This window comes from Mycobacterium sp. SM3041 (assembly GCF_039668335.1).
Taxonomy (GTDB): Bacteria; Actinomycetota; Actinomycetes; order Mycobacteriales; family Mycobacteriaceae; genus Mycobacterium.
Genome location: NZ_JAYXBQ010000072.1, coordinates 118,077 through 131,456, shown reverse-complemented (window position 1 = coordinate 131,456; position 13,380 = coordinate 118,077). Strand labels below are relative to the sequence as shown.

Here is a 13,380-nt window from a genome sequence, read left to right as displayed (position 1 = left end):
ATCGCCGCTGCAGTGCCGGTGGGCGCTGCGGGTAGCCTCACGCCCATGCCCGACGAGCGCAGCGAAGACTCCGCCGAAAAAGACGCTGCGAAAGACACAGCGAAAGACACCGGATCAGCCGGCGCGGCCACCGCCGCCAAGGCCGCCGCGCCGAGCGATCAGGCTGAGGGAATCTTCAGCCGCTACGGCATCGTCTCGGCGGTGCTGGGTGTCGTCGCGGCCGTCGCCGTCGTCGTCGCGACGTGGGTCTACCTGGGGCACCGGGCCGACGACAGGGATCGCGTGCACGAGGCGCAGGCGATGAAGGCCGCCGCCGAGTGGGCCAGCCTGCTGATCAACATGACCAAGGACAACGTCGCCGTCAACGTGCCGAAGCTGCACGAGGGCACCGTCGGCCAGCTCAACGCCGATTTCGATGCCACCGTCGCGCCGTTCACCCAGCTGGTGCAGAAGCTGCAGAGCCAGACCACGGGGCAGATCGAGTCCGTCGCGCTGGAGACGCTGCACCACGCACCGCCGGGGGAGCAGGGCAAACCGGCCGTCCAGCCCGAGCTGGCGGCCATCTCCTCGGATACGACGACGGTGCTCGTGATCGCCACGTCGGTGAGCCAGAACGCCGGCGCCAAGCCGCAGACCGTGCGCTGGCGGTTGCGCCTCGGGGTGTCCGACATCGGCGGCAAGTTGCTGATCTCGCGATTGGAGACGCTGCGATGAGGAACGCGTGGCGGGTACTGGTCTTCGACATCCTGGCGCCGCTCGCGGTGCTGGCGAGCCTCGTCTACATCGGGCTGGCGCTGGACCGGCCGCTGTGGTGGGTCGTGGTGGGCACCATCGTCGGGCTGCTGGTGCTGCAGGCTTCGATCGTCAACTTCGTGCTGTTCCGCCGTGACGGCGTCACCATGGGCACCGATGACGACGCGCCCAGGTTGCGTCTCGCGGTCGTCGGGCTGACGACGGTCGCCGTGGTCGCGGCCGCCATCGTCGGCTACACCAAGTGGACGGTGCCGGATCGCACCACGAGCGCCGACATGTCCATGGTGGTCGGCATCGCCAGCAGCGTCGCGGAGGCGTCGGCGACCTTCACGCCCGGCGCGCCGAACGTGTCGATCGACCGCGCCACGGCGTTGATGGCACCGCAGCGCGCGGAGGCCTACCGCAACGAGTTCAACGCGGTCGCCAAAGACCTGACCAGCCGCGGGGTGGCCGGGCAGGCCAGCACCATCTCGGCCGGTGTCGAGACGATCGGCCCGAATTTCGCGAGTGTCGCGGTGGTCATGCGGGCCACCCAGAACACCCCGAACAAACCCGCGCAGGCGACGGTGCTGGGTCTGCGGGTCACGCTGACGAAGCAGGACGGCCGCTGGCTGGTCATGGACGTGACGCCGATCGCGTCGCGGTAGGACGGCTCGGGCGCCGGCTCAGGATCGCGCGGAGCGCATCCGGGCGAACCGGTCCGAGAGCCGCCGCATGCGCACCAGCAGCGCGGCAGACGGGCTGGTGGTGCCCGCGACGTAGGCCGAAAGTTCTTGTGCGCCAACACCGATGCGGGACGCGAATTCCGTCTCGCTGAGACCGGAACGCTCCATCAACAGCCGGATCTGACGCGCCACCTCGGCGCATTCGTTGGCCTCGAGCTGGGTGCGGGCGCGGGCCAGCACCTCGGACAGTGCTTTCGAGATGCCGTACGGGTTGGTGGTCGCCAGGATCTCTTCGACCTGGCGCGCGGTACGGCCGAAGGGGTCGCGCTTGATGGCGACGACGATGCGCTGCCACACCGCGAGGTCGTCGTTCTCCAGTGCGGCGCGGATGGCGGACGTCGACCAGAACTCGACGGGCTTCTCGCCGGGGGCCTGCGCCGGGAACGCGACGGTGGGTGCGCCGTTGGTGCCGGCTGCGGTGGAGTCACCGGGCTCGTCGGCACCAGAAGGGGTGTCCCTCACTTCGGATGTCAACGTCACCTCGCCTCCTCCAACATGGCCACTGCCACCGCCAGACAACGCTGTTTGACGGCGGGCCAATCTGCCGTTTCGTTGTCGTCGAACGGGTGCGGGTCGGCCAACCTGCGGACCAACTGGGTGGCCACCCACTGGTTCTTCGACCGTTCTCCACAGTAATACCCGTCAATTCCGGCGAGAACCGCGGCTGCGGTCCGGATGTCCATGCAGGACACCAGGTCGACGAAGTCGGCGTAGTCCTGGACGCTGCCCCGGGACACGACCAGGTAGCCCTTGAGCCGCAGCGTTTCGGCGCCCGTCGGGATCTCGAGCCGGTCGCCGGTGGGCAGCAGCACCGTCGTCGTCTCGACGGGGCTGCGACGCTCGATGGCGGGGCCGTCGGTGTCGCTGAGCGACAGCGCGTCGAGCGCGACCGACAGCCGGCCGCCCCACATGGTGACGGGGTGCACGTCCGGGTTGTCCGACGCGGACCGGGACAGGCCGTGGGCACGCCGGCGCAGCAACGCCAGCCCGGTGCGGGACCGGTCCTTGCGCGGGGGCGCCGCCGCGATCCGGCGTGGCACGGCGCGTGGCACGTACTGCTGCTCGCCCGGCTCGCAGCCGCTGAACGCCAGCGGATCGGCGACCGTAACAGTCTGTTCGGCAAGGCTTTTCAGCTTGGCGGCGGACTTCACGACGCTGCGCAGCTCCGCGCCGGACGGGCCCAGCGCGGAGATGTCGTCGGGGATGATAACGAGGCTGCCGGTATCGGTGGTGGGCAACGGCTTGTCGAAATCCACCGACGGCAGCAGGCGGTCCAGCCACTTGGGCAGCCACCAGTTCCACTGGTCGAACATCGCCATCAGCGCCGGCACCAGGACCAGGCGGACCACCGTCGCGTCGACCGCGATGGCCACTGCGCAGGCCACGCCCATCTGGGCCACCAGCGGCATACCGGCGAACGCGAATCCGATGAAGACGGCGATCATGATCAGCGCGGCACTGGTGATGGTGCGGGCGCTGGTGCTGACGCCGTACGCGACAGCGTCTCGGGTGTTGCCGGTCTGCAGGAAGCGTTCCCGGATGCGTGTCAGCAGGAAGATCTCGTAGTCCATGGACAAGCCGAACGTCATCGCCAGCACCAGCGGCGGGATGGTGGTGTCCAGCGATTCCAGTGGCTTGAACCCGAGCGCCTTGAACCAACCCCATTCGAAGACGATCACCAGGCTGCCGTAGGCCGCGGCGACCGACAGTACCGTCATGAGGACGCCCTTGAGCGCCAGCACGATCGAGCGGATCGAGATCAGCAGCATCACGAACGCGATGAGCGACACGAAGACGAACACCAGGATCTCGGTGTTCGCGACGCGGTGGTCGAAGTCCATGATCAGCGCCGTCGGACCACCGACCGCGATGGCGACGTTCGGGCCGGCGACCCCCGGCAGGTGTTGTCGCAGCCAGGTGATGGAGTCCCGCGCGACGAGGTCTTCGGGGTCCACCGCGAGCACCACCGAGAACAGGGCGCTGCGGTTGTCGTTGCTGAACACCGGCGGTGCCACCTGGGCGACGTCCGGCGCCTGCGTCATGGTCTGGTGCAGGGCGTCGAGCGTCGCGGTGTTCTGCGGGTCGGACGCCGTCGCGTCGGGGAACGTCGCCAGCACCCGGATCGGGCCGAGCGCGCCGGGGCCCAGCGCTTCCGCCGCCGCGGCCACGCCGCTGCGGATTTCGTGGGACGGCTCGAACTGGCGCAGCATGCTGTTGCCCAGTTGCATGCCGAACGAGGGTGCGGCCAGGGCGACCAGGAAGACGGTGGCCAACAGCGCCGACAGCCACGGGCACCGCATGGTCCGCTCGGTCCACTGGGTCCAGAACCGCGACTGTGTGGCGTCCGGACGGCGTGAGACGTGCAGCCACGACGAGCGTTTGGCGACCCGCTTGCCGAACGTGGCCAGCACCGCCGGGATCAGGGTGGTGGACGTCAGCACCGCGACGGCGACGGCCAGGATGGCGCCGGTGGCCATCGACGACAGCACCGGCGTGCCGATCAGGTAGATGCCGGTGATCGACGCGATCACCGTCAGTCCCGACAGCAGCACCGCCAGACCGGATGTCGCCATCGACGCGTCGACGGCCTGTTCCGGATCGCGTCCGGCCCGCAGTTCCTCCCGGAAACGCATGAGGATGAACAACGAATAGTCGACGGCCAGCGCGATACCGAACATCGACAGCGTCGTCGTCGCGAAGACGCTCATGGTGACCCAGATGGACAGGAGGTAGACCACTCCCATCGTCACGATCACCGTGCAGGCCCCGAGCAGCATCGGCATGGCCGCGGCGGCCAGGGAACCGAATACCGCGAGCAGCACGATCAGCACGATCGGCAGGTTCCACTTCTCGGCCTCGGCGACGTCGTGCTTGGTGGTCTCACTGGCGGCTGCGCCGAGTGCGCCCTGCCCGATGACGTACAGCCGGACCTTGCCGTCGGCGGTCTGGCCGGGCTTGCCGTCCTTGATGCCGATCGCGGTGCGGAGCTTCTTGGCGATGTCGACGGCGCCGCTGTTGTTGAAGTCGAGGCGCAACGTCACGACGTAGGGTTTGCCCGCCTGCGGCTCGGCCTGCGTGGGGTCGGGCACGACCTTGACGCTGGAGACGCCGGCCGCGATGCGTTTGAGCTCATCGACGGCGGCCGTCATGTCTTCCTGCGTGGCGTTGGCGTTGGGGGCCGCGACCAGAGCCAGCGGCGAGGCGCCCTCGCCGGGGAAATGGTCCTCGAGTTCGCGCTGGACGTGCAGCGATTGGGAGCCGGCGACCTCGAAGCCGCCGCCGCTGAGGTTGCTGGACTGGGTCGCCGCGAGATACAGGGACGGCACCATGAGCAACAGCCAGGTGGCGAAGACCACCCAGCGCCAGCGCCGCAGCAGACCGCTCAGCCGCATCATCAACTGCTGGATGGCGAACCCTCTTCCTGCGGTCGTCCCGGTTGCCACCGGAGTGTTTTGATCGGCGTTTCGTGCCGCCGACCCTACCCCAGTATGGGGTAGGGTGACCGGCTCGCGAGCGGCGATGAGGCGCCTGACGGGAACCTTGATCCAACTGCAACCGGGCCCCTGGCGGCCCCGCTGGCAACGCTGTCGGAGGCCGGTGGCGGGGTGCGGCGCCAGGTTTGAACACCGCAGTGACCTGGATGTTTGCTGTGTGGATTGGTCACCGGCCGCGCCGCGATGGCAAGATGGCGGGAGCCGAATCCCGGATGAGGCCGGCGCTGCCATTGACGCCACCCCGGGAAAACAGTGTTTGCCGAGTGTTTACATGGCCGTCTCTGGTCCGTAAACCGGTGAGGAGATTTGCCATGAAGACGACCAGTGTGGCGGTTCGCCGCGGACTTGCCGGGGCGTTCGCTGTAACTGCAGTCGGCGGCGTGATGGTGACGTCGTTCGGGGCTCCGTCGGCCGGTGCGGGCCAGGATCCGTGCGCGGCCAGCCAGGTCGCCAAGACCATCGGCATGGTGGCCACCTCGACGGGCACCTACCTGGATGCGCACCCCACCGCGAACCAGACGCTGACCAACATCTCGCAGCAGCAGCCCGGCCCGCAGTCGTTGGCAGCGCTGAAGACCTACTTCGATGCCAACCCGCAGGAGGGCGCCGCGCTGCAGAACCTGCAGGCGCCGCTGGTGACGTTGTCGTCGCAGTGCAAGCTGCCGCTGACCCTGCCGCAGCTGATGGGCCTGATGCAGTCGGCGCAGCAGGGCGGCGGACTGCCCGCCACGTTGCCCGCGATGCCGAGCGTGCCCGGTGCCGTGCCGTTCACGCCCACCCTGCCCGGCGTGACGACGGCGACGGGCTCCGTGCCCGCGGCCCAGGCGGTGTCGGCGCCCGCCGCGCGGTAGTTCCGGCCGCGCCACGGGTTGGTGATGTGGCGTCCCGCGAAAGTCGTCGCACTTTCTGATTAGCTTCCAGTGTCGGCATCGGTACTGGTCGCCGACATCGGAGCTCTCGACGAAGGGGTTTGACCACATGATGCTTTCCGCTCTGGCCAAGCGACGCGTTGTTGCCGGTTTCATCGGTGCCGGTGCAGTCGCCGGCAGCATGTTGTTCGGTGCCGTGCCGTCGGCCCTCGCCGACGATCTGCCGCCCAACTGCACCTCTGCGGACATCGCCGGCGTCAAGTCGGGCGTCGAGGCCTCGACCTCCGCCTACCTGTTCACCCACCCCGACGTGAACGACTTCTTCACCAGCCTCCGGGGCCTGTCGAAGGACCAGGCGCACGCCAAGGTCAAGCAGTACCTGGCCGCCAACCCGCAGACCAAGGCGGAGCTGCAGGGCATCCGGCAGCCGCTCAAGGACATCCGCGACCGCTGCGGCATCCCCGGCCCCGCCGCCCGCTAACCCGGGATTTGTGCACGAAAATCCGCGGTAGGCGCGGATTTTCGTGCACAAATCACTTGCGGAGGCGAGCCAGGCCGCGCCAGCCGAGCAGGAAGACGGCGGTGACGGTCGAGGCGACGATCACAAAACTCACCGCGACGCCCTGAGCCGAGGCCTTGCGCAGCAGCATGCCGATCACGATGGTGCTGACCCAGACCACCAACCCGGTCGGGTTCAATGCCGTCGGGCGGCGCCAGCCCCGCGACAGCGCCCAGCCCGCCACGGTTCCGGTCAGGAACGGCCAGCTGGTGTGCGCCACACCGGCCAGCGTGATGCCCTCGGCGTGGCTGCGCCGGCCGATGGCGCAGAAGATCACCACCAACACCACGTCGGCGAGGAAAGCCAGTGCGGCACTGCGATTTCCGGTGGCCTGCTCAGTTGTCATAGGTCATCACGTCCAGATTCAGTGGGCTGACATTGTTTTCGGCGCGGGCGGTGAAGCCGGGTTCCGGACGCGCGGGACCGCCGGCCTCCAGCGCGTCGACGGCCGCCATGTTGGCAAGTCGGTCGGTGAGCCGGAACGAGCGGAACACGAACGGCAGGCCGTCCGCGCGCAGTGGATCGGATGCGCTCATCACGTGGAAATGCAGGTGCGGCGCACTGGAATTGCCGGTGTTGCCGACGTTGCCCAGCACCTGCCCGGTGGTCAGCCGGTCGCCCGGCTTGACCTTGACGCTGCCGGTCGTCAGATGCGCGTAGAAGGCGAAGTTTCCGTTCCCGATGTCCTGGACGACGTGATTGCCGCCGTACTGCGCCAGCGTGAGGCCGGTCGGGTCGGCACCCGGCACCTGCTCGGGCAGGCCGTCGAGAACCGCCACCACCGGGCCGTCGGCGACCGCGTGCACGTCGGAGCCGAAGTAGAGGTAGCTGTCCGTCTTCGCGCGGTCCCCGCTGAACAACTGCCCGTCGGCCCGTAGCTGCTCGTAGTCGATGGCGAATCGCTCTGCGGCCCAGAGCTTTCCATCGATCGGGTTGAGGGCCATGCGGTGCGGCGTCATGTCGCAGCAACCGTTGGCGTCGAGCCAGCCGGAGCCGCGCAGCGGCGGGTCGAGTACAACGGGCTTGTGGTCGGACACCGTCACGGGTGCGACGTTCTCGGTCACCACCGGTGGCACGAGTGGGGGCATCGGTTTGGGTACCTTGACCACCACCCGGTGTGAAAGTTGCTGGGGCGCAGCGCCGCCCGCGTCCAGTTTGACGTCCAGCCAGACGATCGACCGCTGTCCGGGGCCGAGATCGTTGGTGCTGACCCGGGCGCCCATGGTCCGCGTCCAGTAGGCGAGGCCGGCGCCGGACAGCTGCAGCAGTGGCCCGGCGGGTCTCAGGACGGCGATCGAATCCACGGTCACGGGTTCGGGGGAGGTGTTGGTGAGCAGCAGCTCGTATGCGAGATGCACCTTCCCGTCGGTCGCCGGAACGGGCACGGGCTCGGCCACGACGTCGACGAGGACGGGCGTGACGATCGGCTCGGCGCCCGCGGAAGTCGTTGCGGGAGTCGAAGACTCGACCGATTTCGGTGCCGTCGTGCAGGACGTCAGCGCGGCGGCGAGCAGCAGTGCCGCCGCCGGCCGGCTACCCGGGATCATGCGCGGTCTCGGGGTCGGCGGGCGGCACACCCGTTGCGGGGGCGGGGGTTCCGGGCGCATCCGGGTCGAAGTCCTTCTCGGTGCGGAACAGGAAGAAGAACACCACCCAGCCGATGGCCGAGATGAAGATCCAACTGACCAGCCGATAGATCAGCATCGTCGAGATGGCCGCCGCGAGCGTCATGCCGCTGGACACCAGGCCGGGCACCAGCACCGCCTCGACCACGAGCAGCCCGCCGGGCATCAGGGGAATCGCGCCGACGGCGCGGGCCGCGGCATACGCGACAGTCAGACCGGCCAGCGACGGATGCCCGCCGGTGGCGTACGCCGCGCAGGCCAGGCACGCGACGTCGGCGACCCAGTTGAACAGCGACCAGCTGAATGCGACGGTCAGGGTCCGGCGGCTCAGGCTCACCGACTCCAGCTGGTTCAGGGTGCGGCGCCAGCCTTCCAGCCCGGTGTCGGCGGGCTTACCGCGCAGCGAGTTGAACCACGACAGCAGCCGCACGCCGATGCCGTCGATCTGCTGCGGATTGGCGGCGACGGTCTGCGCCAGTAGCAGCAGCGCCACGAAACCGCCGATCGTGAAGATCAGCGACAGCGGGTTCTTGCTCGCGCCGAGCAGGAACGCGCCGCCCAGGCCCAGCAGGGCCAGCCCGACCACCTGCAGGGCCCCGGACATCACCAGCTGCCACGACGCCACCAATGGCGAGGCGCCCCACAGCCGCTGCTGGCGGTAGACGAAGGTGGCCGAGAGCACCGGGCCGCCCGGCAGGGTGGTGGACAGCGCGTTGCCCGCGTAGAACGCGGCCTCGGACCGCCACTGCTTGACCTGGACCCCGGCGGACCGGAGCAGGGTGCGCTGAATCTGCGCGAAGCTGTGCATCGAGGCCAGGGCCGCGACGGCCGCGGCGGCGACCCACCACCACGTCGCCGACAACAGGCTGCGCCACGCCTTGGCGAGCTGCTCCCAGACCATCACGACCTCGACGGTCAGCACGACGACGGCGATACCGATCAGCACCCAGCGCAACCACCAGTACTTGCCGCGGGGCCGGGCCGGTCCCGAACGGGCATCAGCGCGCCGGCACGCCGCCCAGAGGCCGCGACGGCGGGCCGTCAAAGACCCGGGGGCAGCCTCGTGTGACACCGCTACAGCGTATCCGGCGTGTCGCGGGCGGCTCGCCGTACGCGGCCCGCATGGCGCAACGACCCCGCGGTGTCATCGGGCGGCGCTACGCTGGCGCCCATGTCACAAGCCGACGAAGCGGTGGATCCGGTGGTACGCAAGGCCGCAGCCTGGTCGTGGCGGTTCTTGGCGATCTTCGGCGCGGTGCTCGCCGTGCTGTGGATCGTCATCAAGCTCGAGGTCATCGTGGTGCCGGTGCTGCTGGCCATGTTGGCCACGGCCTTCCTGCTGCCGGCCGTGGACCTGCTGACCCGGCGCGGTCTGCCGCGCGGCGCGGCCGTCGCGGTGATGCTGCTGAGTTCCATCGTGGTGATGGGCGGCATCCTGACGTTCGTCGTCTTCCAATTCATCGACGGCGCACCGGCTTTGGTGGAGCAGGTCACCAAGAGCATCGACGGCGCCCGCAAGTGGCTGACCGAGGGCCCGATCCTGCATCTGAGCGCCGACCAGATCAACAGCGTCGGCCAGACCGCCATCGATGCCCTCAAGAACAACCAGTCCAAGCTGACCAGCGGGGTCTTCTCCACCGCCGGCGCGCTGACCGAGATCGTCACCGGCCTGCTGCTGACCCTCTTCACCCTGATCTTCCTGCTGCACGGCGGTCGGGACATCTATGCGTTCGTCACCAAGATCATCCCGTCGTCCGTGCGGGACCGGGTGCGCGAGGCCGGCCGGGCCGGATTCGGCTCCCTGATCGGATACGTCCGCGCCACGTTCGTGGTCGCGATGGTCGACGCCGTCGGTATCGGCACCGGGTTGGCGATCATGGGCGTGCCACTCGCGCTGCCGCTGGCATCGCTGGTGTTCCTCGGCGCGTTCGTCCCGCTGGTCGGTGCGGTCGTGACCGGTTTCGTGGCCGTGGTGGTGGCACTGATCGCCAAGGGCTGGATCTACGCGCTGATCGCGCTCGGCCTGATCATCGCCGTGCAGCAGCTGGAGGCGCACGTGCTGCAGCCGATCGTCATGGGCCGTGCGGTGTCGGTCCACCCGCTCGCCGTCGTGCTGGCGATCGCCGGCGGCAGCGTCACCGCCGGCGTCATCGGCGCGTTGATCGCCGTGCCCATCGTCGCATTCCTCAACAGCGCGATCCGGGTGCTGACCGCCGACAATCCACGCGCCACCGAGGCCGAGGTACTCGCCGAGGCCGGTTCGGTCGCCGCCGCGGCGGTGTCGCCGGGGGACACGCCGTCGGCTACAGACGGCCCTCCCGGCGCAGCAGATCCGCAGCGCTGACCCCGCCGCCGGTACCGCGACGCTGAGTTTCGGCGGTGTCGATCTTCTCGGTGGCGTCAGGGGTGTCGGCCGGCTGGGCGCGGAACGCCGTGGTCGGCTCGTTGCCCTGGTCGCCGGGTGCGTCTGACGGCGTCTGAATCTGCGGCCCGGAGGCGCTGATGTTGCCGCGCAGCTGCCCGAGCCACGACTCGATCTCCCGGTTGCCCGGACCGCCCTGGCCCTGGCCAGGCTCGGCGGGACGGCCCGCGCCCGGCGCGCGGAACGCCGTGGTGGCGGGCTCGGAGGCCGGACCGAACGCGGTGGTCGCCGGGTCGCCGATCGCGGTGGTCGGCGGCGTCGGGTCCCCGTTCTGCGGGGTGACGGCGCGGGTTACGTTCGACACCACGTTGCGGAAGGCGCCCTTGGCGGCGCTGAACCGCGTGGTCGCGGGTTCAGCAGACGAAGGTGCGGGCGGGGCCTGCGGTGCCGGGGGCTGCGGGGGAGCGCTCGGCATCCGGTTGGTGGGTGCCTGGCTCGGCGGCTGCGGCTGCCCCGGGGCGATCCGGGTCGGGACGGCACGCTGGCCGGGGGCCGGATGCGTGGGATCGTGCGGCGGGCGGACCGGGGCACCGGAACCGACCAGCGCACGGGGATCCTCGGGTTCGCGGACCGCGGGACGCTTGCGCTCGTCGGGCAGCTCGGTCTCGCCGAGACCCAGCTTCTGCTGAACGCGCTTCATCCACAGCGGCGCCCACCAGCAGTCGTCGCCCAGCAGCTTCATGACGGCCGGCACCAGGAACATGCGGATGACGGTGGCGTCGAGCAGCAGCGCCATCAGCAGACCGAATGCCAGGTACTTCATCATCACCAGGTCGGAGAACGCGAAGGCGCCGACGACGACGGCCAGCACCAGCGCGGCGCCGGTGATCAGGCGGCCCGTGGTGGCGGTACCGATCCGGATGGCCTCGGCGGTGGACATGCCGCGCTCGCGGGCCTCCACCATGCGGGACACCAGGAACACCTCGTAGTCGGTCGACAGACCCCAGATGACCGCGATGATCAGGCCGATCATCGGCGCCATCAGCGGCTGTGCGGTGTAGTTCATCAACCCGGACCCGTGCCCGTTCTCGACGAACATCCAGGTCAGGATGCCCATGGTCGAGCCGAGCGTGAGGGCGCTCATCAGGGCGGCCTTGATGGGCAGCACCAGTGAGCCGAACGCCAGGAACATCAGGACGGTCGTGGTGATCACCAGGATCGCCACCATCAGCGGCAGTTTCTCGAACAGCGTGCTGATGCTGTCCTGTTCGAGCGCCGGGGTGCCGCCGACCATCACCTGGACGCCGTGCGGCTCCTGCAGGGCGCGCAGTTCGTTGATCTTCTCGCCGGCGTCACCGCTGTTGATGAGGCCGTTGGACAGCACCCGGACGGACGGGTCCTTGCTGCCGCCCTCCTGGTACGTCCGCTCGGCCCACATCTTCGACTTGTCGTTGCCGTCCGGCGTCACGAACCCGCTGATGGTGCCGGCGTTGGCCCGCACCTGGGCGATCTGCTGATCGGTGACGGGCTGGCCGTTGTCGCTCTTGATGACGAGGGTCAGGGCGTTGGTACGGAAGCCGGGGAAGAGCTGGTCGAACTCCTCCTGCGCGGTACGGACCGAGTTGTCCGGCGGCAGGTACTTCTCGCTCATACCGGCGAGGGCCAGCTGTCCCAGTGGGATGACCAGCAGGATCATACCGATGGTGATCGGCACGGCGAATGCCAGTGGCCGTTTCATCACGACGTTGACCAACTTGCCCCAGAAGCCCTTCTCGACCTCTTCGCGGGTCTTGGTCTTCTGCGTCTTCTCGGCGAACCAGTCGATGATCTTGCGCGAGAACGGCCAGTTGGCCAGGAACGGCACCTTCAGCAGGGTGCGGACACCGAGCGCGTCGACGTTGGAACCCAGGATGCCCAGCACCGCGGGCAGCACGGTGTTCGACAGGAACGCGGCCAGCAGCACCGACGCGATGATCGCGTAGGTGATGGACCGCAGGAAGCCCAGCGGGATCAGCAGCAGGGGCAGCGACGACGCGACGATGATCACCGCGGAGAACGCGACGGTCCGGCCCGAGGTCATGACGGATCTTCGGACGGCCGCTTCGACGTCGTAGCCCTCGGCCAGTTCTTCTCGGAACCGGCTCACGATGAACAGGCCGTAGTCGATGGCGATACCGAAGCCCATCATGGTCACGACCGGCTGGGCGAAGAAGTGCACGGGCCCGAACTCGGCGGTGAACCGCAGGATGCCGAGCGCGCCACCGATGGTCAGGCCACCGATGATGGCGGGCAGCGCCGCGGCGACCGCGCCACCGAACACGAAGAACAGCACGACCGCGACGAGCGGCACGATCGCGATCTCGGCACGCTTCTGGTCGGTGCCGATGGTGCCGGTCAGCTCGCTCGCGAGCGGCTCCAGACCGGCCAGCTTGATGTTGCCGCCGTTGACCTTGTACAGGTCAGGGGCGACGGACTGGTAGTTCTTCAGGATCGCGTCGTCGTTGTCGCCCTTGAGCGGAACGGTGATGAAGGTGTGGCGCAGGTCCTGCGTCGTCATCTTCTTCAGCCCGTCGCTGGGCGCCTTCAGCCAGCCGACCCAGGCGACCACCTTGTCCTTGTGGTCGTTGACGAAGGTGTCCAGCTCGCCGCTGACCTTCTTCTGCCAGGCCGGGTCTGTGATCTTCTTGTCGTCGGGCGGCGTCAGGATGGCCACCACGAGGCTGGTCCGGTCGCGGCCGTAGACCTCGTCACCGAGCACCGACGCGGCGACGGACTCGCTGCCCTCGTTGTAGAAGCCACTCTGCGTGACATGCTCGCCGAGACTGGACCCGTACACGGCGCCACCAAGGCACAGTGCGACCATGACACCGATCACTATGTATCGGAATCGGTACACCGTTCGACCCCACCAGGCGAACACGTCAGCTCCTCACGATTATCTGCATAAATTTGAGCTCAAAGGCACCCTCTAAGAGGTTGCCATTTTCAGCCAC

At 68.7% G+C, this 13,380-nt stretch carries 11 protein-coding genes; 5 read left to right on the top strand and 6 right to left on the bottom strand.

All coding sequences use genetic code 11. The features are described from left to right. Positions 1 to 45: 45 nt before the first annotated feature. The gene (locus VXD91_RS23010; RefSeq protein WP_346416539.1) at positions 46 to 714 is read left to right on the top strand and encodes a hypothetical protein; all 669 of its coding nucleotides are present in this window, start codon (positions 46 to 48) and stop codon (positions 712 to 714) included. Next, positions 711 to 1,400 (top strand): hypothetical protein, encoded by a 690-nt coding sequence (locus VXD91_RS23005; RefSeq protein WP_346416538.1) that lies wholly within the window; start codon positions 711 to 713, stop codon positions 1,398 to 1,400. Before VXD91_RS23010 ends, VXD91_RS23005 begins: the two co-directional genes overlap by 4 nt. An 18-nt stretch (positions 1,401 to 1,418) precedes the next feature. Here the strand turns inward: VXD91_RS23005 and VXD91_RS23000 are convergent, their stop codons facing one another. Beyond that, entirely contained in the window at positions 1,419 to 1,958 is a 540-nt protein-coding gene (locus VXD91_RS23000) for a helix-turn-helix transcriptional regulator (RefSeq protein ID WP_346416536.1), read from the bottom strand. Beyond that, entirely contained in the window at positions 1,955 to 4,873 is a 2,919-nt protein-coding gene (locus VXD91_RS22995; protein WP_346416660.1) for an MMPL family transporter, read from the bottom strand. Before VXD91_RS22995 ends, VXD91_RS23000 begins: the two co-directional genes overlap by 4 nt. A gap of 410 nt (positions 4,874 to 5,283) precedes the next feature. Here VXD91_RS22995 and VXD91_RS22990 point away from each other — a divergent pair, with 410 nt between their 5' ends. Together VXD91_RS22990 and VXD91_RS22985 are read left to right on the top strand one after the other, a co-directional pair. Further along, entirely contained in the window at positions 5,284 to 5,823 is a 540-nt protein-coding gene (locus VXD91_RS22990; protein ID WP_212807931.1) for a hemophore, read from the top strand. Between the two features lie 127 nt (positions 5,824 to 5,950). Next, entirely contained in the window at positions 5,951 to 6,322 is a 372-nt protein-coding gene (locus VXD91_RS22985; RefSeq protein WP_212807932.1) for a heme-binding protein, read from the top strand. Positions 6,323 to 6,374: 52 nt separating this feature from the next. Here the strand turns inward: VXD91_RS22985 and VXD91_RS22980 are convergent, their stop codons facing one another. Genes VXD91_RS22980 through VXD91_RS22970 form a run of 3 tightly spaced genes read right to left on the bottom strand, consistent with a single transcriptional unit; the run spans position 6,375 to position 9,070 of the window. Further along, positions 6,375 to 6,746 carry a DUF3054 domain-containing protein gene (locus VXD91_RS22980; protein WP_346416535.1) on the bottom strand — a complete coding sequence of 124 codons (372 nt, stop codon included), beginning with the start codon at positions 6,744 to 6,746 and terminating at the stop codon, positions 6,375 to 6,377. Next, a complete protein-coding gene (locus VXD91_RS22975) occupies positions 6,736 to 7,947 on the bottom strand; it encodes a M23 family metallopeptidase (protein ID WP_346416534.1) in 1,212 nt (403 codons plus the stop codon). Before VXD91_RS22975 ends, VXD91_RS22980 begins: the two co-directional genes overlap by 11 nt. After that, complete coding sequence (locus tag VXD91_RS22970; protein ID WP_346416659.1) at positions 7,934 to 9,070, bottom strand: YbhN family protein; 1,137 nt, start codon at positions 9,068 to 9,070, stop codon at positions 7,934 to 7,936. The genes VXD91_RS22975 and VXD91_RS22970 overlap by 14 nt, the downstream gene beginning before the upstream one ends. A gap of 126 nt (positions 9,071 to 9,196) precedes the next feature. Here VXD91_RS22970 and VXD91_RS22965 point away from each other — a divergent pair, with 126 nt between their 5' ends. After that, positions 9,197 to 10,369, top strand: coding sequence for an AI-2E family transporter (locus VXD91_RS22965; protein WP_346416533.1), 1,173 nt, complete (start codon positions 9,197 to 9,199; stop codon positions 10,367 to 10,369). On the opposite strand, the gene VXD91_RS22960 is transcribed toward VXD91_RS22965, so the two are convergent. Next, positions 10,329 to 13,307, bottom strand: a complete 2,979-nt coding sequence (locus VXD91_RS22960) for an MMPL family transporter (protein WP_346416531.1) — start codon at positions 13,305 to 13,307, stop codon at positions 10,329 to 10,331. The two genes, VXD91_RS22965 and VXD91_RS22960, sit on opposite strands and share 41 nt — an antisense overlap. Positions 13,308 to 13,380 lie beyond the last annotated feature (73 nt).